This is a genomic window from Pseudoalteromonas sp. SG44-1, assembly GCF_014164315.1.
In the GTDB taxonomy this organism is placed as follows: Bacteria; Pseudomonadota; Gammaproteobacteria; order Enterobacterales; family Alteromonadaceae; genus Pseudoalteromonas; species Pseudoalteromonas rhizosphaerae.
This window is the reverse complement of record NZ_JACJEW010000002.1, coordinates 148,925-175,410: the sequence shown is the minus strand read 5'-3', so window position 1 is coordinate 175,410 and position 26,486 is coordinate 148,925. Positions and strand designations below refer to the sequence as shown.

Annotated in this window: 15 protein-coding genes and 3 pseudogenes; 13 read left to right on the top strand and 5 right to left on the bottom strand. The window is 41.0% G+C overall.

Annotated features, from left to right (window positions below; all coding sequences use genetic code 11):
• The first annotated feature begins 46 nt into the window (after positions 1 to 46).
• The 6 genes from recC (at position 47) to H5187_RS01765 (ending at position 11,482) form a co-directional block, all read left to right on the top strand.
• Positions 47 to 3,355, top strand: coding sequence for an exodeoxyribonuclease V subunit gamma (gene recC, locus H5187_RS01790; RefSeq protein ID WP_182797491.1), 3,309 nt, complete (start codon positions 47 to 49; stop codon positions 3,353 to 3,355).
• Complete coding sequence (gene recB / locus H5187_RS01785; RefSeq protein ID WP_182717393.1) at positions 3,342 to 6,962, top strand: exodeoxyribonuclease V subunit beta; 3,621 nt, start codon at positions 3,342 to 3,344, stop codon at positions 6,960 to 6,962. The genes recC and recB overlap by 14 nt, the downstream gene beginning before the upstream one ends.
• Positions 6,959 to 8,932: an exodeoxyribonuclease V subunit alpha gene (gene recD / locus H5187_RS01780; RefSeq protein WP_182717394.1), complete on the top strand. Its 1,974-nt coding sequence runs from the start codon at positions 6,959 to 6,961 to the stop codon at positions 8,930 to 8,932. Before recB ends, recD begins: the two co-directional genes overlap by 4 nt.
• 135 nt (positions 8,933 to 9,067) lie before the next feature.
• Positions 9,068 to 9,934, top strand: a complete 867-nt coding sequence (blaCARB, locus tag H5187_RS01775) for a CARB/PSE/RTG family carbenicillin-hydrolyzing class A beta-lactamase (RefSeq protein WP_145233110.1) — start codon at positions 9,068 to 9,070, stop codon at positions 9,932 to 9,934.
• Between the two features lie 164 nt (positions 9,935 to 10,098).
• Complete coding sequence (locus H5187_RS01770) at positions 10,099 to 10,962, top strand: PhzF family phenazine biosynthesis protein (RefSeq protein WP_182760887.1); 864 nt, start codon at positions 10,099 to 10,101, stop codon at positions 10,960 to 10,962.
• A gap of 115 nt (positions 10,963 to 11,077) precedes the next feature.
• Positions 11,078 to 11,482 (top strand): MAPEG family protein, encoded by a 405-nt coding sequence (locus tag H5187_RS01765; RefSeq protein ID WP_145233112.1) that lies wholly within the window; start codon positions 11,078 to 11,080, stop codon positions 11,480 to 11,482.
• A 25-nt stretch (positions 11,483 to 11,507) separates the two neighbouring features.
• Here the strand turns inward: H5187_RS01765 and H5187_RS01760 are convergent, their stop codons facing one another.
• Together H5187_RS01760 and H5187_RS01755 are read right to left on the bottom strand one after the other, a co-directional pair.
• Positions 11,508 to 12,707 carry an Nramp family divalent metal transporter gene (locus H5187_RS01760; protein ID WP_013464769.1) on the bottom strand — a complete coding sequence of 400 codons (1,200 nt, stop codon included), beginning with the start codon at positions 12,705 to 12,707 and terminating at the stop codon, positions 11,508 to 11,510.
• 401 nt (positions 12,708 to 13,108) lie between these two features.
• Positions 13,109 to 14,371, bottom strand: a complete 1,263-nt coding sequence (locus H5187_RS01755) for a valine--pyruvate transaminase (protein WP_182717396.1) — start codon at positions 14,369 to 14,371, stop codon at positions 13,109 to 13,111.
• Positions 14,372 to 14,605: 234 nt separating this feature from the next.
• Here H5187_RS01755 and H5187_RS01750 point away from each other — a divergent pair, with 234 nt between their 5' ends.
• The 4 genes from H5187_RS01750 to H5187_RS01735 all read left to right on the top strand — a co-directional run bounded on the left by H5187_RS01750 (position 14,606) and on the right by H5187_RS01735 (position 20,892).
• Positions 14,606 to 15,619: an endonuclease/exonuclease/phosphatase family protein gene (locus tag H5187_RS01750; protein ID WP_182717397.1), complete on the top strand. Its 1,014-nt coding sequence runs from the start codon at positions 14,606 to 14,608 to the stop codon at positions 15,617 to 15,619.
• A 355-nt stretch (positions 15,620 to 15,974) separates the two neighbouring features.
• Positions 15,975 to 16,979, top strand: a complete 1,005-nt coding sequence (locus H5187_RS01745; protein WP_182797490.1) for an HlyD family secretion protein — start codon at positions 15,975 to 15,977, stop codon at positions 16,977 to 16,979.
• Positions 16,979 to 19,768, top strand: coding sequence for a ribosome-associated ATPase/putative transporter RbbA (gene rbbA, locus H5187_RS01740; protein WP_182797489.1), 2,790 nt, complete (start codon positions 16,979 to 16,981; stop codon positions 19,766 to 19,768). Before H5187_RS01745 ends, rbbA begins: the two co-directional genes overlap by 1 nt.
• Before the next feature lie 2 nt (positions 19,769 to 19,770).
• Positions 19,771 to 20,892 carry an ABC transporter permease gene (locus tag H5187_RS01735; protein WP_182797488.1) on the top strand — a complete coding sequence of 374 codons (1,122 nt, stop codon included), beginning with the start codon at positions 19,771 to 19,773 and terminating at the stop codon, positions 20,890 to 20,892.
• Between the two features lie 300 nt (positions 20,893 to 21,192).
• Here the strand turns inward: H5187_RS01735 and H5187_RS01730 are convergent, their stop codons facing one another.
• The gene (locus tag H5187_RS01730; RefSeq protein WP_182797487.1) at positions 21,193 to 22,359 is read right to left on the bottom strand and encodes a DUF3103 family protein; all 1,167 of its coding nucleotides are present in this window, start codon (positions 22,357 to 22,359) and stop codon (positions 21,193 to 21,195) included.
• Positions 22,360 to 22,638: 279 nt separating this feature from the next.
• Between H5187_RS01730 and H5187_RS01725 the strand changes: the two genes are divergently transcribed.
• Positions 22,639 to 23,058: an MAPEG family protein gene (locus H5187_RS01725; RefSeq protein WP_182717402.1), complete on the top strand. Its 420-nt coding sequence runs from the start codon at positions 22,639 to 22,641 to the stop codon at positions 23,056 to 23,058.
• Between the two features lie 47 nt (positions 23,059 to 23,105).
• Here the strand turns inward: H5187_RS01725 and H5187_RS24515 are convergent.
• Positions 23,106 to 23,336, bottom strand: a pseudogene (locus tag H5187_RS24515) (EamA family transporter); the annotation flags it as partial.
• Here H5187_RS24515 and H5187_RS25005 point away from each other — a divergent pair.
• Positions 23,333 to 23,568 (top strand): annotated as a pseudogene (locus H5187_RS25005) (ClbS/DfsB family four-helix bundle protein); the annotation flags it as partial. The pseudogenes H5187_RS24515 and H5187_RS25005 overlap by 4 nt on opposite strands.
• Here H5187_RS25005 and H5187_RS01715 read toward each other — a convergent pair.
• A pseudogene (locus H5187_RS01715) lies at positions 23,555 to 24,183 on the bottom strand (trimeric intracellular cation channel family protein). The pseudogenes H5187_RS25005 and H5187_RS01715 overlap by 14 nt on opposite strands.
• A 387-nt stretch (positions 24,184 to 24,570) precedes the next feature.
• Here H5187_RS01715 and H5187_RS01710 point away from each other — a divergent pair.
• Positions 24,571 to 26,460 carry a peptidase M61 gene (locus tag H5187_RS01710; RefSeq protein WP_310737072.1) on the top strand — a complete coding sequence of 630 codons (1,890 nt, stop codon included), beginning with the start codon at positions 24,571 to 24,573 and terminating at the stop codon, positions 26,458 to 26,460.
• The last annotated feature ends 26 nt before the right edge of the window (positions 26,461 to 26,486 follow it).

Sequence of the window (26,486 nt, the reverse complement as noted above, 5' to 3'; positions counted from 1 at the left end):
GAAAATATCTTACACTGTTTTTATCTCAAGCAAGAACAGTGTCGCTATGCTCAATATTATTCAATCTAACCGTATGGAAGCCCTGCAAGCGCAGTTTCATCAGCTTTTAAAAGTAAACCCATTAAGCAGCCCGTTTGATAAAGAAGTGGTGTTGGTGCAATCTCCGGGTATGTCGCAGTGGCTGAAAATTGGTTTAAGTGAAAGTTTGGGGGTGGCAGCACAGGTAGATTTTCCACTGCCGTCGAGTTTCATTTGGCAGTTATACCAGCAGCTATTACCGAATGTACCCAAAGAGTCGGCGTTTAATAAACCTAATCTTGCTTGGAAGTTATTTGCTATTTTACCAAACTGCATTGATGAACCGTTATATTTACCCCTTAAAACCTACCTAGCAGGTGATACTGACGGTCAAAAAACCTTTGCTTTATGTGAAAAAATAGCCGATGTATATGACCAATATTTAATGTACCGTCCGCACTGGATAGCCACATGGGACAGCGGCACTGATAAATTAGATGATGTAGATATTAGTATCGCGCCGTGGCAGCCTGATCTGTGGCGAAAAATAGTAGCGCATAGTCAAGTGCTTGGGCAAAGTCAGTTTCATCGCGCCAATATGCAAGGGCAGTTATTAGCCGCGCTTGATAAAATGGACAGTAGCTTATTACCAAAGCGGATCAGTTTATTTGGTATTTCAGCCATTGCCAGTTCGCAACTTGATGTGTTTGATGCATTAAGTAAAAAAACTGAGGTGTTTTTATTCTTTTTTAATCCCAGCGAACATTATTGGGGGGATTTAATTGATGAAAAAACTGCAGCTAAAATAACGGCTAAATACGCCAAAATGCCATTGCTGGAAGCGCAGCAAAAAAAGCAAAGTGAGCCAGAGCAAGACTACTATTTTATTGGTAATCCGTTGTTATCATCGTGGGGTAAATTAGGCCGTGATTACTTTGAACAACTGGTACAGCTTGACGCAAGCTGGATTGATGGCTTTATTGATGTGTTTGACGACAGTTTACTTGGTCAAATTCAAAGCGAAATTTACCAGTTAGCGTTTAAAGGTGAATCCCTTACTGACAATAAAGAATGGTTTATAAACGATGAAGGTAAGCTTGCAATAAGCACTACCGATACCAGCATTGCTCTAAGTGATTGCCATACTCCACTTAGAGAAGTTGAGCGTTTGCACGATTACTTACTTAATTTATTTAATCAAAACCCCGCACTCACCCCAAAAGATATTATAGTAATGATGCCGGATGTTGGCACTTATAGCCCTTACATCGAAGCGGTATTTGGCGGTGCGCAGGGTAACCGTTTTATTCCCTATGCATTAGCCGATCTAGCCATTGAGCAAGAAAAACCGGTACTGAGTTCGTTTGCAAGCTTAGCTGATCTGCCGTTTTCGCGCTTTGGTGTGTCAGATATCCTTGATTTACTGCAAGTGACGCAAATAGCTGAAAAGTTTAGTGTTGAAGCGCACGAATATGAGCAAATTCAATATTGGCTTGAGCGTGTTGGCGTCAAGTGGGGAATAAACGCCGAGCATAAGCATAGCTTTGATTTACCCGCGATAGAATTAAATACCTGGCAACATGGCTTAAACCGCTTATTGTTAGGTATTGCCCAACGTGATGAACAATGCCCGTTTAATGGCATATATAGCGCTGATGAAGTGGAAGGGATGGCACTTGATACACTCAATAAATTAGTGCATTTTATTGATGTATTGCAACACTTTAAACACAGGCTCACCCCAGACGACACGCTAACTAATAAAACCCTTATCCTGAGTGAACTATTAACGGCTATTTACGAGAGCGAAAGCGACGATAGCTGGGATTTACTGGTACTGCAAAAGGTGCTCGAAGAGCTGCAAAAGCACCATGATAATGGCGATTACACGCAAGTAGTGTCACAGCGTATTGTGAGTTATTTAATTAAACAAGGCATTCAAGAAAAAGGTGTAGGGCAACGCTTTTTAGTCGGCCAAGTGAATTTTTGTACGCTAATGCCAATGCGTGCTGTGCCATTTAAAGTGGTGTGTATGTTAGGGCTTAACGATGCCGATTACCCACGAACTGTGCAGCCGATTGGTTTTGATTTAGTGCCTTATTCGAAAAAGCAAAAAGGTGACCGATCGCGCAAATTAGATGACCGTTACTTATTTTTAGAAGCGCTGCTCAGTGCCCGTGATAACTTATACATGAGCTATATTGGCCGTTCATGTTTTGATAATCAACCGCGTATGCCATCAACCTTAGTGAGTGAATTACTAGAATACATTGGCCGCAGTTTCAAATTTGCTGAGCCAAGTGAGCAAACCTTGCCTGAGTGTTTGATCAATAAACAGCATTTACAGCCTTTTAATAGCCTAAATTATCAGGCAGATACCACTAATACGCTGCAATCCAATCACAGTTATAATCCAATTTGGTTACCCGCTCAGGCGATAATCCCAGAGCCACTGACGGCGCTTGAGGTCAGCGCACCTGAACATCTTGAGCTGGATATGTTTATCCGCAGCGTATGCAATGCACAAGAGAGTTTTTATCAGCAAAGTTTAGGGTTGCGTTTAGCACAATTTAACGAAGTAGCTAAAGATGAAGAGCCATTTAGTTTAGACGCACTGCAGCGTTATTTTTATCTCGACGAAATACTCGAAGCGGCTATTTTTGAGCAGCCCCTTAGTCGTGAGCAAATACTGCAACGAGGCGAGTTACCGCAGGCGCATGTTGGAGATTTGATCTTTGAGAAAATGCAGCACCGGGTTGATGCACTGGCAGGGCAAGTTAAAGAGCACATCAAGGGCGGCAAAAATGAACCGATTGAAGTTGCGCTAACACTTCACAGTGATAACAACAGTACTGAGCTTGAAGGCTGGTTAAATCATCTTTATCAGCACAAACAAGTGTTTTATCGCAGTGCCAGTATCAAGGCAAAAGATCTCATCAAGGGCTTTATATATCACCTTGTTGCGCAGTGCGTGGATCAACATGTAGAAACTGTATTACTTGGGCTTGATAAACAAATCACTTTTGCAGCTTTGGATAAAGCAGATGCCCAAGCACTGTTGCAAGATTGGTTTACTTTATATAACGCGCTACTTAAAGAACCCGTAGCGTTTTTTCCTGTGAGTGGCTATGAATACGTAAAAAGTGGTGGCGATATTGGCAAAGCAATGAGCAAATTTAGCCCACAATATATTGGCCGAGGCGAGGGCGAGAACCCCTATATTCGCTTAACAACGCAATCGTTGAATGAGTGCCAAGAGGAATTTATACGCTGGAGCGATATGCTACTTGCGCCGTTATTTGCACATGCAAAGGAGAGTGACCATGCAAGCGCTTAATCCACTTACGATGCCGCTTATTGGGCAAAGTCTCATTGAAGCCAGTGCAGGCACCGGTAAAACTTATACTATTACAGGTTTATATTTACGTTATTTACTCGGCATGCAAATCGCGCAACAACACTCATCGCCCGTAAATACTCCGTTGAGTGTTGAACAAATATTGGTCGTTACGTTTACCGATGCCGCCACCCAAGAAATTAAAGACCGTGTGCGCACTCGTATTATAGCAGCACGTGATGCACTGCTTGGCCAAGCAACAGAGGATGAGCTGATCAATGCTGTGATCGCCACAATCGATGATAAACACCGTGCATTTGATTTGCTCGATGCCGCCGCTAAATCGATGGATGAAGCAGCAATATTCACCATTCATGGTTTTTGCCAACGAATGTTAAAACAGCATGCGTTTGAGTCTGGTGTGGCGTTTAATTTGGAGTTTATTTTAGATCAACGGGAGATCTTGCTTGAAACCATTAAAGATTTTTGGCGAGTGTTTGTATATCCACTCAATAAAGAAAAAACCGATGCAATTTTAGAGGTATTTGCTGCCCCTGAAGCGTTATTTAGTAAAGTGGCCAACATACTTAATAAAGGCAATGCGCTGGTTACTCCGCAAATAAAACTAGATGATGTGTGGCAAGCACGCGAGCTATATCTTGGTAAAGTCGCGAGCTTTAAAAAAGCCTGCCTTGATAGCGAATTTATTGCAGCTGTAAAAAGCTCTGGCTTAAGTGGTGCCAAAACACCTGCACGTAAAGGTAGCCTTGCAGCGCTTGAGGCATTTTGTAAAGGTGATGAGCTATTTTTTGAGTTTGGTACAAACAAGTACTCTTATGAAATATGGAGTACTGAAAACCTCAGTGACGAAGCTAATTATAAAAAAAATCAGCCTTTGTTTAGTCATGTAATGCTTAGCCAGTTTGATGAAATGGCTAAGCTTGTTAACACTGTTAATCAAGGCTTGGCAATCGCTATTGTGCAACATGCGGCAAGTTGGGTTAAACAAGCCATTGTAAAACGCAAGCAAGAGCAAAGCGTTATAACTCCTGATGATTTATTAACTAATTTGCACAGTGCACTCAATACAGAGCAAGGCGCAGCACTGGCAGAAAAAATAGCGCAGTTGTTCCCGGTAGCGATGATTGATGAGTTTCAAGATACTGATCCCATTCAGTACGGTATTTTTAGTAAAATTTATAGCCAAGAAAACACCACGCTTGCCATGATAGGCGACCCTAAACAAGCTATTTACGGTTTTAGGGGCGCGGATATTTTTACGTACATTGGTGCTAAACACGAAGTGGCAAAGGAGCAGCAATTTACCCTTGGTACTAACTTTCGTTCCAGTAGCGATGTGGTTGCAAGCGTCAATGCACTGTTTAGTAAACACGATAACAGCTTTATTTATAACGATGCGATCCCGTTTAATCGCGTGGCGGCACAAGGTAAAAAAGCCGATAAATCGTTTTTAATAGATGGCCAACCTGCCACCGCCTTTGAGTTTTGTGTGTTTGCAGATAGCGCCGCAGATGAAAAAAATAAACCAACTAATAAAGGCATTGGCCAGCAACATTTAGCTAGCTATTTTGCCAATAAAATAGTGATCTTACTTGAGCAAGCACAGCAAGGGCGTGCGTGTATTGCGAATAAGCCAGTCACGGCGGCAGATATTTGTATTTTGGTGCGTGATCGGGTTGAAGCGCAAATTATGAAAAAAGCCCTCAGTGATGCCAAAATTGCGAGCGTGTACTTATCCCGTGAGAGTGTATTTAGCCAAGAGCTGAGCCATCATTTACTTAATTTTTTATCGGCTTTACATGGCCAATACAACGAATCATTGTTGCGAGGCGTGTTAGCTGGGCCACTATTTTGCTTAAGTTATAATGACATTTATGCCTTGGCTGATGATGAAGCACAGTGGCAAGAGCATCTTAACTTTTTTGCTTACCTGAGCTCTATTTGGTACAAACAAGGTGCAATGGCAATGCTTGAGCACTTACTCAGTCACAATCAATTAAGCGCGAAATGGCAAGGGTTGGGTTACAACGTTGAACGTTGGCTGACCGATTTTCGTCATTTAGGCGAGATCCTACAGCAAAAACAAATCGAGCTAGAGGGTACTTTACGGTTATTACGTTGGTTTGCGCAGCAAGTAAGTCAACAAGATGGTGAAACCGTGCAAGTACGCCTTGAGAGTGATGCCAATTTGGTAAAAATAGTCACTATGCATGCTTCAAAAGGGCTTGAATACCCGCTGGTATTTATGCCATTTGCCAGCGGTTATCGTGAAACGAAAGATGCGTTGTATCATCAGGATGGCCAGCTGATTTACGATCTCAGTAAAAACGATGATGCGTTACAAAAAGCGGAGCAAGAACGCCTAGCTGAAGATCTACGGTTATTGTATGTTGCACTCACTCGCGCCGTTCATTACTGCGCAATTGGTATGTATAACCTAGGCCAAGGACAAAGTAGTCGGTTGGCAATTCAAAGTAGCTCCTTAGGGCATGTATTATTTGCAGGACTTGATATCACCAGTAGTTTAGTGTGGCGCACGCATTTACAAGAGTTTTGTGCTGACAAACCAGCCATGAGCTATCAACAGTTTACTAGCGAAGAGTTATCTCAGCAGGGTGCATTATCACTGCAATCAAGCCAAACACAAAGTCACAGTGTGAGTGTTAATAAGGTTAAAGTTAAAATTGAACGTGATTGGCGCACCACCAGTTTTAGTGCGCTGAGTTTTAAAAGTCATAGCGAGCATTTAGAACCTGGGCGCAGCGACGAAGATCATCAAAAAGATGAGTTTGCCACGCAACAGGACGATATTCGCTCACCTTATAGCTTTCCCAAGGGGGCAAAACCGGGTAGTTGTTTACACGAGATTTTTGAGCAATTGGATTTCACCAGCCCAGAGCAGCACCCCACAAACCATGAGCAAAACCTAAGCGTGGTAGTTGAGCGCAGCTTAAACAAATACCATATTAGTGAGCAATGGCAAGAGACAACTGAGCAATGGGTGCTTGCCGCGTTAAACTGCCCATTGAATGAAAACGGTTTAAGCTTAAGTAAATTAACGCCACGGGATTGTTTGGTTGAAATGGAGTTTAATCTGCCAATTACCAGTTTAACGGCAAAAGGCTTGAATGAAACATTGATTAAGCACTTTGGTTTTAATCAAAGTAGGCTCGATTTTTATGATGTAAAAGGCTTATTAAAAGGGTTTGTCGATTTAATATTTTGTCATAACGAGCAGTATTTTATTTTGGATTATAAGTCTAACTTTTTAGGCAACCAGCCAACTGATTATGAGCAAGAGCATTTAGAGCAAGCTATGAGTAGCCACCAGTACCATTTACAGTATCTAATTTACACCGTGGCATTGCATCGGTTATTAAAACAACGGATCAACAATTACAGCATTGAGCAGCATTTAGGTGGCGTATATTACACCTTTTTACGTGGTATGGCAGATGGAAAAGGTGTGTACTTTAAAAAGTTGACCGCCGAGCAAGTTATTATTTTAGATGGGCTTTTTAGTCAAGGCAGTGTTGCCCAAAGCATAGATGAGGCAACCGAAAATAGCCAAGGAGCAATGCTATGAGCGTGTTAGATACCAATACAGCCATTGCAACAGCAGCGACGAACGACGTACAAATAGTGCCATTATTTGATTACCTACTTAGCGAAAACCGGCTACGAATGGTTGATATAAAACTGGCAGAATTACTGTGTAGCAGTGAGCAAACTCAACAACCAAACGACGTTTATTCACTGCTTTTATTACTCTGTTTATCGCAGCAAAGTCAGCACAGCTGTTTAGATTTAGCGCAGGTAGATTGGCGTAATCCGTTTAATTTACGCCAAAGTGATTTTACCAAACTAGCGGGCATAATTCCTGACACACTCAGCCCGTTTAACGACACATTTACCACCGCAGAGGCAATTAATTGCTTGCAAAACCATCCTAGTGTCGGGGAGACTAAACCGTTACAGTTACTTGAACAACGACTTTATTTTGCACGTCTAAGCGGTTATGAGCAAACACTGGCATCAAGATTGTTGTTAATGAGTGAGCGTAAGCTCGATATTGATAGCGATAAGTTAACTCAGTTACTTTGTGACTATTTCCCCGAACAAGATGCACCAGAGCAAGGGCTCGATTGGCAAAAGGTTGCCTGTGCGATGGCAGCAACCAAAGGCTTTAGCGTTATTACCGGTGGCCCAGGAACAGGTAAAACCACGACCGTGACTAAGCTACTAGCAATTTTACAATCGCTTTATCAAAATGCCCCACTGAGTATTAAGTTGGTGGCACCGACAGGCAAAGCCGCTGCGCGATTAAGTGAATCAATCCTTGGGGCAAAACAACAGTTAAAAGATAAAATAAGCGCTGCTATTACGCCGCTGATCCCAGAAAGCGCGCAAACGATTCACCGGTTACTGGGGGTAAAACCGTTTACTAATAAGTTTAGGCATAACCGCAGTAATCCATTGCATTTAGATGTATTGATCATTGATGAAGCGTCGATGGTTGATTTATCGCTGATGGCTAAACTAATTGAGGCCTTACCAGAGCATGCGCGACTTATATTACTCGGTGACAAAGACCAGCTTGCCTCGGTTGATACCGGCAGTGTAATGAGCGATTTATGCCAAGGTTTAGTGCTTGGCCAAACACCAAGTTATTCAGAGGCGCGTTGCGCTGAACTAAACAGCTTATGCTTTAATAACCAGCGCAAATTAGTCGCAGGTAATAGTCAATTCAAACTGGCCGACTGTATCGCGTTTTTACAGCACAGTTACCGTTTCACAGCCGACAGCGGCATAGGTCAATTAGCATTAGCGGTTAATACCAATAACAGCGGCAAGCTCAATTATGTAGAGCAAGAGCTGAGCAGCGGCCAATTTAAAGACGTTATTTTAGACTATGACATTGTAAGTAAACCGATTGATAAACTAGTACAAAGCGCCGCCAGTAAATACGCTCAGTATCTTAATTTAATTAAACAACACGCGAGCGTACAAGACATACATAAAGCTTTTGCCAGTTACCAGTTGTTAGCCGCAGTACGCGAAGGCGATTATGGCGTTCATAGTTTAAATAAACGCATTGAAACGCAATTAAGCCAGCAAGGATTGATTAATGTAAACTCAAATCAGCGGCATTATTTGGGCATGCCGATTATGATTGCGCAAAACGATTATCAGCTAAAACTATTTAATGGAGATATTGGGATTTTAATGCACGACGACAGTGCCCAGCTCAAAGCCATATTTATTGACGAGCAGGGCAATCAACGGGCATTTTCACCAGCCAGACTACCAGCCCATGACACAGTTTATGTAATGACTATTCATAAATCACAAGGCTCCGAGTTTGCCTATACGGCTATGGTACTGCCACCACAAAACCAAGCAACTGCCGGCATCAACCGCCAGTTAGTCTACACCGGCATTACCCGTGCTAAAAACACTTTCGAGCTGGTGGCTGATAAAAAAGTGTTGTTAATGGCAATGAATAAATCAGTCAGCAGGGCATCAGGATTGTATGAGAGGTTGGTGGAGTTTTGAAAGGGAAAGCTTTAAGTTTTAAGCTGCTTGCTCTGACCCCGTTAAATTTATCATGTAGGTCAAGCTTTAGCTTTTTTGTTGTCACAGATGCTTTGATATAAAATGCTGGTTAATCAGAATCATGGGATTAAATAGATGAATTCTTTATTGGTTATTTTGCTTTTAATACCATTTGTGGCATTTTCACATAGCCCAAAATTTCAACAAGTGGAGCAAGAAGCTAGGTTAATCGAAGTGACGCTTTCGGGCCGGATAGGGGTAACGGTTCTTGATACTAAAAATGGAGAATACTGGGATTACAAAGGTGATGAACGCTTCCCTTTGACAAGTACTTTTAAAACAATTGCTTGTGCAAAGTTATTGTATGACTCTGAGCAAGGGGATATTAATCTTAATAGTACAGTCAAAATTAAAAAGACAGATCTTGTGACGTATTCTCCGGTTATAGAAAAGTATGTAGGACAAGCAATAACCCTTGATGATGTGTGCTCTGCAACCATGAAAACAAGTGATAATACCGCGGCAAACATCATCATAAATGCAGTAGGGGGCACAGAAAGCATAACTGATTTTGTAAGGCACACAGGGGATGAAAAAACTCGCTTAGACCGTTTTGAGCCCGATTTAAATGAAGGAATACCAGGAGACTTAAGGGATACAACGACTCCTAAATCAATAGCAAACACTTTAAATGAGCTATTATTCGGCTCAACACTTTCTCCAATGAGCCAAGAAAAGTTAAAAACATGGATGGTCAATAACCAAGTAACTGGTAACTTGTTGCGCTCAGTGTTGCCTGAAGGTTGGAACATAGCCGATCGTTCCGGGGCTGGTGGCTTTGGTGCTCGAAGCATTACAGCTGTAGTATGGAGTGAACATCAATCACCGATCATAATTAGCATCTACATAGCGCAAACTGAGGTCTCAATGAAAGAACGCAATGAGGTGATCGCTAAACTAGGGAACTCCATTTTTAAAGTTTATACATCGCAGTCTCGTTGATAAAGCTAACGTTGAGGTCTTTCATGGATAAAGAGTTAAGTCTGATGATCCTGCCAGAACAGCTAAACCATTGAATCAAAATAGCAACTCGGCTATGGTTGATGGATTAAAAGATAAATAAAACGAGTCACTCTTAAGGCTCGTTATAGAGGGAGTTGGTACAGGTGGATATTGAAGTTGCTTTGGTAAACGCGTTTACAGTAAATGGCAAAGGTGGCAACCCTGCAGGCGTTGTTTTTAATGCTGACAGGCTCACAGATGCTGAAAAATTAAAAATTGCTCAAGTTGTCGGGTATTCAGAAACGGCTTTTGTTGCTAGTGATAATGAAGCTGATTTTGAGGTGTCTTTTTTTACTACAACAGCAGAAGTTGATTTTTGTGGTCATGCTACGCTAGCTACTTTTTCTACTATGTTCCAAGAAGGTATGCTTACTGCGGGCACTTATGTTCAGCGCACCAAGGCTGGCATGTTATCTGTGAGTATTGAACCAAATGGTAAGGTTGTCATGGAGCAGCAATTACCTGAAAAAATAGCTGGTTTTTCATATCAAGAAATTGCCCATGTGATAGGTATTGAAAGTAATATACTTGAAAGCACAAACTTACCTATTGAAGCTATCTCAACAGGACTAGCCGATGTCATTATTGCTGTTCCTCATGGCTATTTAGATGCAATAGAGCCAAACGATGAACGTATCGCTGATTTTTGCAAACAGCATAACCTTGTTGGCTTTCATGTTTTTGAGCTTTGTGAAGTGCAAAGTAAACATACAGCCAGCTGCCGTAATTTTGCTCCTTTGTTTGGTATTTCTGAAGAGTCAGCAACAGGAAGCTCTTGTGGGGCTTTAGCATGTTACCTTACCGAGCATCTTGCTGAGTTAGGGAGTGAATATGTTTTTGAACAAGGTAGGGCTATGAATTGCCATTCAATAATTACAGCATCTGTTGAGTCTAACAATTCAATAATAAACAGCGTAAAGGTGGGTGGTTTTGCCAATAGTATAGGCTCAGTAATAGTCGCCGTATAACAGCTACTCTCTTAAGCCTAGTAATTGACAATAGCGTACAATTGACTGTTTTTATTCTATGTTGAAGAAGCTTGTTTTAGCGAAGGTTAGATTACTTTAAAGGACTCAGTGTGAAATGAATACTATATTTTTGCCCATGTTCGCGCACGTGATTTTGTGTGTTGTGCTATATGGTTTGCTCACTATTGCCAGAGCCCCAAGTGTATGGGGGCTTGGTAAAAGAGCGGATGGCTCTAATCCATTTCAATCTATACAGCCAAAACTCAGCGCTAATTTGAGCAACCAATTCGAGTGGCCGGTATTTTTTCATCTGGTTTGTGTGCTTTTAATTTCTACTGATTCAACAATTAGTTCAGCTTATTATTTGCTAGCTTGGGTCTTTATCGCTGGGCGAGTGTTGCACAGTGGTGTTCAAATATTCACTTCAAACATCAGGCTGCGAGGAAGTGTTTTTACAATTAACTTCATCGCAGTACTCGCAATGTGGGTGATGTATAGCATTGAAAAAATGAGCAGTTAACAAGGTGGAAAGACTCGCAAACGTATCAAAAAATCAAACTAAACAGCTTGTAACCACTTAAGCCAAAAATAAGCACTAACACCGGTAAAGTAAGTAAGTTTACCAACATTGAGTTGGTGTATTTGCCCATTACTGTTTTTTGGTTAACCAGCCACACTAGGTAGGTGGTTACAATAGGCAGTAATAGGCCATTAGCTGCTTGGGCAAAAATTATCACGGCAACAGGGTCTAAACCCAGAGACGCCACGGCTGCACCAAATAATAAAATAACAATGGCGACACTTTTAAAGCGGGTGTTATCCATTTTATTTGACCAACCTAACATGCCACATACTGCATACGCACCGGCAAGAGGGGCTGTAATTGCACTGGTTAAACCAGCTGCAAATAAGCCAATAGCAAAAAAGTAATGGGCGGCATCGCCAAGTAATGGCTCAAGTTGTACCGCCATGTTGGCAGCGCTAATTTGCCCTGCATCTGTGCCATAAAATGCCACTGACGCGGTTGATAAAATAGCCAGGGTGATCACGCCACCTAAGGTGATAGATACGCCAGTGTCTACATTAGTTTGCTTAATGACTTTTTGCTTATCACTTTTGCTGTCGTGCCTTGCAGCTAAAACACCTGAGTGTAAAAATAAGTTATACGGCACTATGGTGGTGCCCACTAATGCCAATACCGTGGTAATTGAACCCTCAGGCATACTAGGAATAAACCCTGCTAACACATCACTGAGCGAGGGAGCAGCCATAACAAGTGTAGAGATAAACACTAGGCTCATTAAAATCACTAATAAAATAAGCGCGTTTTCAACGACTTTGTGTTTACCGCTGTAAAGTAACACCGCACTTAAAAATGCAATGAGTGGCGTCCAAAGCTGGGCATTAACATGAGGGAATATTTCAATTAATCCCATACTGGCACCGCTAAGGTTGCCAGCCTCGTAGGCGGCACTGCCTACTCCAATGGCGCTGATCACTAAAAATATAGCGAGAGATTTAAATAGGGGCGTTTCAATGTGAGCTCTTAGCGCTTGCGCTAAATCTTGCCCGGTGGCTACGCCAAGGCGCGCCGCCATAGATTGTAATAATATGGTGGCAATTACTGAAAACAGTAATGTCCATATTAGTGCAAAACCAAAGTTTGCACCTGCCACGCTGGCAGTCGTAATAGTCCCTGGTCCAATGAAGGCAGCGGTGACGAGTAGTCCTGGTCCTAATCGCATAATTGACCTTAATAGTACTTTTGTATATTGCTATTTAAAGTTACATCTAACGTTTTATAACGCGATGCCTGTATTATTGCTGCCACTTATATTAAGTGCCTTGCAGCGATAGCCGCCCCTTGGCAAACCCTTTTTTGATGATAATCATATGTTAAAAAAGGTCGCGTAGCATACCAACTTATATATAAATTTAAAGGGGGTGTGGCGCGTTTGCACAAAATTAATACAATCAACAAATAAAAGTAATAACCGCTTACCTCAGTTTAGGGCTTATTTAACGGCTTAGAAGATGACTGAATAACCTTAAATTGTTCACAGGTTTATGCCAATAACTATAGGCACTATAAACGCTTTGCACGCACTGTATTCACGCAAAGGGTTTGAATGCCCTAAATATCAATTCATGCCATCACGGCTTTAATGGCCTCTAAGCCTTTTCGCAAAGTGCTGGCATCGGTTGCATAATTAATGCGAATACACTGGTGTTTGTGTGCCCAAGCATCATCAATACCAATAAAAAAATTATGCCCGGGAATAATATAAACATCCTGCTCTTTGAGCTTTTGGTAAAGTTGTTCGCTGGTTATTTTTGCCTCTTTAAACCACAGCCACATAAAAAATGCGCCTTCTACTTTGTGTAAGTAAACGGGGAGGTGGGCAAATATTTCATCAAATAAGTTCATTGCTGTTTGTGCTTTTTCTCGATAAAAAGGCAGCACTGAATTTTTACACAGCGGAAGGAGTTCATCTTCATTAATAAGGCGCGTTACTAAACTTGGGCCAAAACTATTCGGCGACAAAACCATACTGCCATTCACACGGCCAATGGCTTTAATTATGTCATTGTTAGCCACTACAATACCGGTTCGCAAACCCGGTAGGCCAAGCTTTGAAAGTGACATGCATAAAATAATGTTTGAGTTCCAGGTTAAGTTTGCGTCGGTATAAATACACCCAGGGAATGGGTCGCCGTAGGCGTTATCAATGATCAGTGGGATATTATATTGCTTAGCCAATAAATCGAGATGCTGTACTTCTTCATCAGTAATGACATTGCCTGTTGGGTTAGTCGGGCGAGACACACACAGTGCGCTAATGCTGCTGTCGCTTGCTAATACTTGCTCAACAGCTTTAAAATTAATGATATATTTAAATTGGTTTGAGCCACTTTCAGTATTTAAAATTTCGATATCGGGCTTTATTGCTACAAACATATCGTCAGTTAAGCCTTGATCTGCATAGCCTACATATTCAGGTGCCAGCGGAAATAAAACCTTTTTATGGCTTCCATCAGGCATACTGCCAGCTAACAGATTAAATAACACAAAAAAATTGGCTTGGCTGCCATTACCAAGCGCTATATTATTTTGGGTTAAATCCCATGAGTATTCACTTTTTAGTTGCTTGGCCAGAGCTGCACGAAATGCATCATTACCCGTAGGGCCATCGTAAAGTAAAAATACGTTGGAAAGTGTATTATTAGCAACAAGCTTTTGTAACTCATTGATAAAAATATCATTAACCTCAGGCACTAGGGCCGGATTACCACCACCGAGCATAACAATATTTGGATTGTTACTGTTTTTAGCATCGCCTAAATCTTCCATTAACTGTGTAATACCATTAGGTTGAGTAAATTTAGTGCCGAAGTTTGAGTAATCCATAATGACCGTGTGCCTTAAAAAATGATAAGTTAGTGTAAATTAACACTATGAATTTGATATTGAAAAATTTTCACCGATTAGATTACTATAGCGATAACCCGCTATAATCGTTTTTCATATTTTAAGTAGGGCAGCCTTATCAGCAACCTTGAATCACACACTAAAACACCTTTAAACACCACAGCAGACGATTCGGTTATTACTGATACGATTCTTAAAATTGCCACTTTTAACTTGTTTAATTACCTTGAGCCGCCTAATGCCTATTATGAATTTGAACGCATATACACCGCAGAGCAGTGGGCTAAAAAGCAGCGTTGGCTTATTAATTACTTAACCGAGCATCAGCCTGATGTGATTGGTTTTCAAGAAGTATTTAGTATTGAGTCGCTTAAAGAATTAGTTAAAGAGCAAGGTTATACGTACTTTGGCGTGGTAGATGAGCCCCAGGTAATCGACGACTTTATTTACAAACGCCCTGTAGTAGCGCTTGCTGCTAAATACCCAATTGCTGAAGTGGCAACTGTTGAGCATGACCATGAGCTTGCTAAAACCCTTGGTTTAACTGAGGATTTTACATTTAGCCGAAAGGTGCTTAGAGCTACAATAACCTTACCGCATATCGGCAACACGGATTGTTATGTGGTGCATTTTAAGTCTAAGCGCTCAATGATAGAGCTTGATGAGCAAAACAAAGACCTCACACCCGAAAAAAATATTATCGAGCTATTAAAAGCCGATATAGCAGGGAGTTGGGGCTCAACTATTCAGCGCGGCAGTGAAGCCACATTACTGATGATGGACATCATTGCGCGCCGCGAATCTACACAAAATCCAATGGTTTTAATGGGCGATTTTAACAACGACTTAGCTGATGGCGTTTTAAGCCATTTACTAACAAATACACTGCGCTTTGCCCCCACGTTTGACAGTAACACTTACCTTGCAAAATATTGCCTTAACGACGCATGGCAGTTATTTGCAAGGTCGCAATTAAATTTGGCTAATCAAAATAATGAAAATACAGTGGATTTAAAGCGAAAGCCTACCCATTATTTTGGCGCGAGCAGCTCAGTGCTTGACTACATTTTGTTGTCTTGCGAGTTTGACTCAAGTTACGACGACAGCTTTTTTGAGGTGAGCCAGTACCATACTTACGATCGTCATTTAATTAACCCTGAATTTGAGCGTGATGATTTAAGCACAGATCATGGCGTGGTATTGATTAGCTTAGCATTAAGGTCGTAGCGGGTTTTGTTACTATAAATTGTAAGCTAATCTGCCGCTGACATAATTAGTATTAAGGCGCTCAGTAGGTGCCTTGATGTTTTCCCTTTCTTTTATCCTGCTGTTTTAAAAAATCACTAATAATTAGTGCATTAACTCTAATTTATATTGATCCACATCATCTTTATTAACGGTGATAGTGGTAGATTAGTGACAATGGATTTTTAAGTTCGTTTAAATCGCTTAGTACAACTACCCTTGTTGTACTTACAAAGCAGGGTTGCTTTCATATAACAATTAGCGTGCTGTATCCTAAAAATTTTTACCTTGACTACCCTCACTTACATTACTTTTTACATACATGGAGTTTTAGCACATGACAATTAAATCAACGTTCAAATCTTTGAGTAAACTCGCTGTTTTGGTCATTGTGGGCGGGGCTGGCTGGTATGCTTGGCAAACCTTGCAACCTACATCATTTGCTGAACAACTCCCTGACAGTGTTGCCTATGGAAATGGCCGAATTGAAGCAACCGAGTACGATATTGCTACAAAATTACCGGGCCGCTTAGTTGACGTTATGGTGCAAGAAGGCGATATGGTCAAAGCGGGTCAAACGTTAGCGGTTATTGATACTGATGATTTAAATGCACAGTTACGTGAAGCTCAGGCGGGGCTTCGTGTTGCTAATGAGTCTCGTAAATACGCATTAGCGATTGTAGAGCAGCATAAAAGTGAGCTTAATTTTGCACAAACTGAATTGCGCCGCTCTGCAAAATTATTGGAAAAAGGCCATATTTCAAAAGAAGTGGTTGATCAACAACGAACCACCTCTGCTATTGCGCAAGCTGCTTTAACCGCGGCAAACGTAAAAGTTGTGCAGTCGGATGCTGAAATAGAAGCAGCGCAGGCACGTATTGAGCGATTACAAAGCAACATAGCCGACAGCACGCTCACAGCACCAATCAATGGTCGCATATTGTATCGATTAGCTGAGCCTGGCGAAGTGCTTGGTAGTGGTGGTAAGGTTTTATCGTTATTGGATTTAACCGATGTTTATATGAGTATATATTTACCAACAGCGCAAGCGGGCAAGGTAACAATAGGCTCACAAGCGCGCATTGTTATTGATGCTGTTGCCGAGTATACATTGCCGGCTAAAGTGACGTTTGTATCTGCACAGGCGCAATTTACCCCTAAATCGGTAGAAACCCGAAACGAGCGCGATAAACTGATGTTTAGGGTTAAGGTAAAGCTCGACTCGCAGTTATTAAAAGAACATATCAAACAAGTAAAAACAGGGGTGCCAGGGCTTGCTTATGTGTTGTTAGCACCTGAAAAAAATTGGCCTACGTCATTACAGGTACGAGTGCCTGAATAATGGATAACGACGATAAAAACATTCAACAGCCACCAAGTGAAAGTGTGGTTACGCTTACTAAGGTGAGCCATCGCTATGCTAATAATCGCGTGCTGGACAACATTAGTATTTCATTACCTGCCGGGAAAATGGTCGGGTTTATAGGCCCTGATGGCGTAGGAAAATCAAGCTTGCTGGCACTTATAGCGGGGGCAAGGGCGATTCAAGAGGGGGAGGTTGAGGTATTAAACGGCAATATGCGCAGCAGTGGTTTTCGTAATACGGTGTCGCCACGCATTGCTTACATGCCTCAAGGGCTTGGCAAAAATGTGTATCCAACACTTTCTGTGTTTGAAAATATAGATTTTTTTGGTCGTCTATTTTCTCAAAATAAAGCCGAGCGAATACAACGAATTAATAACCTTTTAAAAAGTACAGGCTTAGAGGCATTTGCCGATCGCCCCGCAGAAAAGCTCTCTGGCGGGATGAAACAAAAACTCGGTTTGTGCTGCGCACTGATCCATGACCCTCAATTATTAATTTTAGATGAGCCAACTACCGGGGTTGATCCGCTATCGCGTCGTCAATTTTGGCAATTAATAAACAGTATTCGCGCTGAAAATACACAGATGAGCGTACTGGTTGCGACCGCCTACATGGAAGAAGCCGATGATTTTGATTGGCTAGTTGCTATGGACGATGGAAAAGTAATCGGTACGGGCAGCCCACAAAACCTGAAAGCGCAAACTAATAAAGAATCGCTTGATGAAGCCTTTATAGCATTACTTCCTGAAGAAAAGCGCCATGATCATCAGCGGTTAGTTGTGCCACCTCGTAAACAAGACATAAACACAACCCAGTTCGCTATAGAAGCAAATGGATTATGTAAAACATTTGGCGATTTTACCGCTGTTAACAATGTGAGTTTAAGTATTGAACAAGGTGAAATTTTTGGCTTTTTAGGCTCAAATGGCTGTGGAAAAACCACCACAATGAAAATGCTTACCGGGTTACAACCGGCAACCAGTGGCGAAGCAAAATTGTTTGGTGAAAAGGTCGATGCCAATAACATCGAAAGCCGCAAACGCGTTGGTTTTATGTCACAAGCATTTTCGCTTTATAACGAGCTTACAGTGAAGCAAAACTTGGTATTGCATGCGCGTTTATTTCACTTACCTGCAGAGAAAATAGAGCCGCGCGTTAAAGATTTAATTACTCGGTTTAACCTTAAAAAATACAGTGACGATTTTCCTACCGATTTGCCCCTAGGTATTCGCCAGCGTTTATCGCTTGCTGTTGCGGTAGTACATAGCCCTGAAATGCTCATACTTGATGAGCCCACATCGGGGGTAGACCCCGTTGCAAGGGATGACTTTTGGCAGCTACTCATAGAGCTTTCGCGCGAACAAGGCGTGACTATTTTTATTTCGACTCACTTTATGGATGAAGCGGCACGTTGCGATAGAATTTCGTTAATGCATGCAGGTAAAATACTTGCCAGCGATACGCCAGCTGCACTGTGCCAAGCGCGTAATACCGACACACTAGAAGCTGCCTTTATTGAATATTTAGAAGAGGCGGTAAATGCAGCGGGAGCAAGCTCGGCGTTACAAGCATCGATAACGGATAAACCCAAAGCATTGGCTAAAGCGCCGGCTACTCGTAAAAATAACACTAACCCCGCATTTAGTTTGTTGCGGTTATTTGGTTATGCGCATCGCGAAACGCTAGAGTTATGGCGCGATCCTATTCGCCTAACGTTTGCTTTGCTGGGCTCGATAATTTTGCTGTTTATTTTAGGTTACGGCATTACATTTGATGTTGAAGATTTAAGCTTTGCGGTACTAGATCAAGACCAATCGCCCGAGAGCCGCAACTACATTCAAAATATGGCAGGTTCACGTTACTTTATTCAAAAAGCAGATATTAAAAGCCCGCAAGAACTTGATAAACGAATGCGCAGTGGCGAGTTAAGCGTGGCCGTTGAAATTCCACCTAACTTTGCTCAGCAATTTAAACGCGGCCGTAAACCTGAAATTGTAGTGTGGATTGATGGTTCTATGCCGTTTAGGGCAGAAACGATTAATGGTTATATGAGCGGCGTGTATTACAGCTATTTAACCAACTTATCTTTGCGTACTTATGCGCAGATACCCAATTTAGTGCCAGCTAATATTGAATCTCGCTATCGTTATAACCAAGATTTTAAAAGCATTGAGGCTATGGTGCCGGCAGTTATTCCACTACTATTGGTATTTATTCCTGCGATATTGATGGCGCTTGGCGTAGTACGAGAAAAAGAGTTGGGTTCAATCATAAACTTATATGTAACACCGGTTAATCGGCTGGAATTTATTATTGGCAAACAGCTGCCTTACATTTTAGTGAGTATGATCAGCTTTTTTGGCTTAGTCGCACTTGCTATTACCGTGTTTGGTGTGGCGCTAAAAGGCAGCTTTTGGGCGCTTAGTTTGGCTGCATTATTATACGTTACAGCGACTACGGGGGTGGGGCTGTTAATTTCGGCTTTTACAAAAACACAAATTTCAGCACTGGCAGCCACTACGGTGGTGGTGTTGATGATTGCCGTTAACTTTTGTGGGCTAATTGACCCTGTTTCTTCCTTGGAAGGGTTTGGTGCGATTATTGGCAAATTGTTTCCGACCACCTACTTTTTAGAAGCGTGTCGAGGGGTCTTTAATAAAGCGCTTAATTTTTCTGATTTATCAGCCCAGCTACTGCCTTTATTCGCTTTTATACCCGTGCTGACTCTGGCCAGTGTATTTTTACTTCCAAAGCAGGACAAATAGCCATGCAACGTCGCGGAAACATTATTAATTTAGGTATTAAAGAGTTGCGTAGTTTATGGCGTGATAAGGTCTTGTTGCTATTCGTTTTTTTTGCTTTTACTGGGTTGATTTATGTGGTGGCTTCAGCCACGTCGATAGAGTTAAATAATGCGCCGATTGCAGTTGTTGATCACGACCAATCGCAATTATCTAAGCGTATTATTGATGCCTTTTATGAGCCTTACTTTAAAACGCCAGACAGTATTTCATTAAGCGATGTTGACTCAGCTATGGATAATGGCCGTTATACTTTTGTGCTTAATATCCCGCCTTATTTTGAGCGTGATGTACTTGCAGCTAAGCAACCTACAATTCAAGTAAATATAGATGCTACGCGTATGTCGCAAGCATTTATTGGTGATAACTATATTCAAACTATTATTAACGGCGAAGTAAATGAGTTTGTGCAAGGTTATCGAACCGTTTATTCACTGCCAATAAAGCAATCGGCGCACATTATGTTTAATCCAAACATGACAAGTGTATGGTTTGGTAGCGTGATGGAATTGATGAACGTGATCACAATGATTTCGATTATTTTAACTGGCGCCGCGGTGATCCGTGAACGCGAACACGGCACATTAGAGCATTTATTAGTGATGCCATTGAGCCCCTTTGAAATAGTGATGGCGAAAATTTGGGCTAATGGTTTAGTGATTTTATTACTGACTGCGTTTTCATTATTTATTGTGATCGAAGGTTTGTTACAAGTGCCTATTCATGGCTCGCCAGGCTTATTTTTATTTGGCGTTGCGATTCATTTATTTGCGACCACATCGCTGGGTATATTGTTGGGAACGCAGGCGCGCACTATGCCGCAACTCGGGTTATTGATGATCTTAATTTTATTACCATTACAAATGCTCTCTGGCGGTGTTACGCCGCGAGAAAGTATGCCTGAGGTGGTGCAAAATATAATGTTATTGGCGCCAACAACGCATTTTGTAAAATTTGCTCAAGCAATTTTATACCGAGGGGCAGGGTGGGATGTAGTTTGGCCTTACTTTTTAGCGTTAGTTGTTATTGGCAGTGTGTTTTTTACTGTTGCATTAATGCGCTTTCGTAAATCAGTGGCGCAAGGTTAGGGTAATATACCAACCTGCATAAATATTTGAACAATTTAACGAATTAAATCACCCTATAACGTTGTTAAAAATTTTTCATTTAGAACAACTAGATATCAAAAATTTTGCCTAGTTATAGAGCAATTTTCTTATCGTTAAAATAGATCCCATATCCAAGCAGATTGGTATTAAATATAACGTGTAATTTCAAAAAAGTGGCTGTGATAAAGCCACCCGTTAACGTTAAAGCGCTAATGGGTGGCTATTGAAGTATGGGGGAGTGATACCATCCGCAATAATAATTAAGCGAATGGGTATGACTTAGTTTAGTCTTGGGTTAATTTCTAAAGGAGACAGCGTAATGGTCGCATTACTGCTTGCTCCTTTATATTCTTGATAGTCTTTGTTTTCAAACAGCGTGTAAAAAACATCAACATAATCGTCATTATTAGTAAACCATTCATCCGGCATTGCTTTTAGCAGTTCATTGGTCAGCTTAGGGATAATGGCATAACCCTGCGCTTGTAAATCAGGAATGCTCGCCATCACTTGCTCTGATATTTCTAATAATTTTATTGCTAAAGTTTTATAGTTGGTGTTGTCATCTTGTTCCATTAAGAGTAAATCAACCGCCTGCCAACGATAACGCTGCCAATGAATGAGTACCTGATTAGGGCTGTAATCGGTTTGATCATGATCTAAATACGGTAAATCAACGATATCTAATATTGGTTCATCTCGTGTCGGGTCGATACCCGTTACAATGGCATAAATTTCAGCACCACCTGAGATCCAAGGTTCTTTGTCATCTTCTAAGCGTATTTTTTTCAATACACTGGTTTGCAGGGGTTGTTCATTGCTTAACTGGTTTTGTGGACTAACCGTGGTTTTACTGAATTTGTTAGCAGATAAAATTCCTCTCATTACTGCAATACCCGCATCTTGTACTTTTTGTTGATCTAATTCGACAATAAATACAGGTTGGGTCGGCATTTGGTCAACACTAAGATAATGAATGTCACCATACTGATCGAACGCTTCAATTTCGCTCCATTGCGAATCGTCACCAGCAGGTGCAAATGCAAATAAAGGGCGTTCGCCTTGCTGCCAAGCGCTAAGCATTGTGTCACTTGCCAAACGCACTTGTAACAAACTACCGGTGTTTTGTGGTAAACCTTTAAGTTGTTGTAACGCGCTGTTTGCTAAACGAGTATTTTGTTGTGTGTGCATGCCTAAAGACGGTAGCTGGTCCGCATTCAAAACCAGTTTATATTGGCTTAGCGTTTGTTTAAGATCAGCGTTTAATACACTGTAATTAAGCGCTATTTGTTTTGCGAAATTGCGTTTAATGGTGGTTACGTCTTTGTATTGCGCCAACTTAGACAAGTTTTCACCTTTTTCGATTTCATATTGAGCTGAAAAAGCGGGCGCTGATACACAGTTCAACAGCGCTAAAGTTGCTAAGCACTTGGTTATTTTATTCATCATATTTATTTTACCGTTCCGTTATCAGTAACGCTATAAAACAATACTTAGAATAAATAATCAAATAAAAATTATAAAATACGTAATTAGTACTGGTTTTAAGTTGCGCTCAGACTCTAAAAAAATACCAAGACGCTGTGATAGAGTAAGTTTTATATAAAGAATGAATCTATTACAAAAAATTATTTTACTAAAAAGTAATTGCTATATACATCAGTGGCTTATCTTTGGCTTGATAGTTGCTGTAACTACTACTCTAATAACAACACAAAGGATTAAACAATGACCGATATAGCACATTCAGCGTTTATAGCATTTTATTTATATTTAATTATGATGTTAGTACAGTGGGCAGTGGCGACGTTTAGTAAAGCCAAACAGCCTGGGGCTGTGCCAGGAAAAATTGATAAAGACCTATCTCATGAGAGTTTTATATTTAGAGCGCATCGCACCTTTCATAACACATTAGAAAACAGCGCGTTATTTATAGGAACGGTTTTATTTGCTTTTGTGATGAATTACCACAGTTCGGTTTTTGCAATCTGTATTTGGGTTTACGTCATTGCACGTTTAATTCATATGGCACTGTATTACGCAATTGCCACCGAGAAAAACCCCAGCCCGCGTAGCTACTTCTTTTTGATTGGCGTAATTGCGAATCTAGTTATGCTGGTGATGCTAGGGCTAAGATTAGCCAGCTAATAAAACCTGATAAAGCGAGAAGCATTATTTGCTTCTCGTTTTTAAATTTAATTATCTACTACAGGTTTTTTTGTGCGAGAAACCCAAAAGCAAATTAACGAACCAATCGTCACCAGCACAACACCTTGTTAAAAAGAGTCAGCTAAAGCAACGGATAAGTAAATAGAGGCAAACACAGTTGAAAAAATAGGGGTAAAATAAGACAAGGTGCCTAAAAGTATCATATTGCCACCTATAACGGCCTGATTTCAAAAAGCATATCCTGACCCAATAACAAGAGTATCGAGACTGGAAATACGATGATCTACTTATGGAGCTTGAATTTAAGGCAAACGATATACTCTTGCTTATTTCAGCTTAAATAACTATGAATTGTATGCTGTAACCTGGTACGAAAAATGGATATTGGGACGTAAGATTCAGTTTAATTCGTCATCACCGATGAAAAAGATACGTACAAAATTTCGGCGTTTTAATCGGAACTTCACAAAGCAAACTATTGTTTTCTAACCGACCTTTTTCTAAATATATTTGGTTGCCATCCCCAGTGTAGGGAACCGAGCCGTAAAAATACGGTAATAAAGAGTGCGCCTAAAATACACCAAACATAAGGTACTTCTAATAGAAACAGTGTGGCATAAGTTAAGCCACCAGATAGACACGCGGTGGAGTAGAGCTCTTCGCGCATGACAAGGGGGACTTCACGGCATATTACATCGCGCATTAGACCACCAAAGATGCCCGTGGTCATGCCCATAGTAATAGCCACAATCATCGTAGTGCCTTCGATTAAGGATTTTTCAATGCCAACAATATTAAAAATTGCCATGCCCAAAGCATCGACCAGCAACATGTAATAGTTTGATACGTGAGGTAAATGACGAATAAATATTACGGCGATAAATATGGCGCTGTATGTTGCGTATAAGTAATCCGGTTCGGCTATCCAAAATACTGGCTGGTTTAACAATACGTCGCGCAGTGTGCCACCGCCGAGCGCTGTTACTGACGCGACAACCACAACACCAAACCTCCTATGTTTTTTTCATGGCCCATTAGAGTACCTGAGATGGCAAAAAACGCTACCCCGATCAAATTTAACAAATGAAAATAGTCAGATGCCATTGTGGTCTCCATACCATTACCAAAAAAGTAGCCTATTAGGATAGCGTACTGATGATTTATTTAGCCTGAACATAGGTATTGTGCATGATTAAGTTTTAAAACAGTGCTTGCAGCGCTCTTATATTCTCAGTACAAGAATGCAAATAAGCGCTGATACAGCTAAATTCGGCACTATAAATTGACTTAAAGCGCAAATAAATTGAACGCATTAAATGGTTGTTCGTCCATAAATCATTGCTATTAGCTGTTGTTATAGTTATAACTGATGTTGGTTGTTTCAGAAGTTTCTGAAAGTAAAAAGGAGGTTGCCGAGTGTTTTGCACTCAAATTACCAGGATAATACCCATCTAATGCGCGTGTTTTGCGCCTCTCTAATTGGAGAAGTAAGTGAATAAACATGTTTTTGCTGCTGCCGCCCTCAGCTCTGTTATGGGCTTTACGCTTCCAGCGTTTGCTGATGTTCCAAACCCGATTGATACTCCATATTCCGGCACTATAAAAATAGCGGTTGATGCCACAGATCTAGCTCATCGTATTTTTAAAATAAACGAAACTATCCCTGTTAGTGCTGGTGAAATGACTTTGCTTTATCCACAATGGATACCTGGACATCACTCACCAGTTGGACCAATAAGTCATTTGGCTGGATTGAAAATGTCAGCAAAAGGTAAAGTGATCGAATGGCAACGAGATCCTGGCAATGTATATGCTTTTAATCTTAAGGTTCCTAAAGGTGTACGTGAGTTGCATGTTGAATATCAATTCTTGTCACCACAAAGTTCAGCGCAAGGGCGCGTTATGATGACGCCAGAAATGCTCAATTTACAATGGGATACAGTAGCGCTTTACCCTGCTGGGCACTATAGCCGTAAAATTAAATTTCAACCGAGTGTAACGTTACCAAAAGGGTGGCAGTTTGCTACTGCACTTGAAAAATCTTCGCAAAAAGGCAATACAGTTACCTTTGAGGGAATTGATTTTGAAAACCTTGTAGACTCGCCAATGTTTGCCGGTAGCCACTATAAGCGTGTTGATTTAAACCCAAATGCAGATACTCCGGTGTTCTTAAATGTCTTTGCCGATAAAGAAAAAGATCTTGAGATCAGTGCTGAAGGGTTAACAGCACACCGTGAGCTTATTCAACAAATGTATGCGCTTTATGGTGCACATCACTTTGATCATTATGACTTTTTACTTGCCCTGACAGATAAGTTAGGCGGTATCGGCATGGAACATCATCGCTCAAGTGAAAATAGCGCGAAAGAAAATTATTTTACTGACTGGGATAAGTCATGGGTCGGTCGCGATTTATTAGCACACGAATTTAATCATTCATGGAATGGTAAATATCGTCGCCCTGACGCATTATGGACACCGACCTATAACCAAGTTAAAGAAGCTAATGGTTTATGGGTATATGAAGGGCAAACACAGTTTTGGGGGCAAGTCATTGCGGCTCGTTCTGGACTTTGGAGCCAAGAAAATGCGATGGATATGCTAGCTCGTTTAGGTGCAACCTACGACCAAGGCCGACCTGGCATGGCATGGCGTAATATTTTAGATACAACCAACGATCCAACTATCGCTCAGCGTTCATCTTTGCCTTATCGTAGTTATCAAATGAGCGAAGACTATTACTCTGGTGGAGAATTAATTTGGTTTGCGGTTGATGCAAAATTACGTGAATTGAGTAACAACAGTCATTCATTAGATGATTTTGCCCAGAACTTTTTTGGCGTAAACCCGGGTGATTGGAATGTGTTGACCTATAAATTTGATGATGTGATTAACACGCTTAATGGTATTGAAAAGTATCAATGGGATGACTTTATTAATTCGCGTTTAAAAGGCCATGTTAACTTATCTAAATCACTGGAAGACCAAGGTTGGAAATTGACCTATAACGATAAAGCCTCTGATGGCATTAAAGCAATTGAAAGCCGCTATAAATCGACTGATTTACTTTATTCTCTGGGCTTCTCGGTAAATAAAGAAGGCAAAATGCGTGACGTATTATGGGATAGCCCTGCATTTAATGCGGGTCTTGCGCCAAGTATGCAAATTGTTGCCGTTAATAATACTCAGTTTAGTGCTGATGCACTCAAAGATGCAGTGACGGATGCTAAAGGCTCAAAAGCGCCAATTAAGCTCTTGGTGAAAAACTTTGATCAGTACAGTGAAATTCAGATCGATTATCATGATGGCCTTAAATATCCTCACCTTGAACGTATTGAAGGTAAGCCTGACTATTTATCACAACTACTAACCGCACGATAAAATAAATCCGCGTAGGTTTATCAATA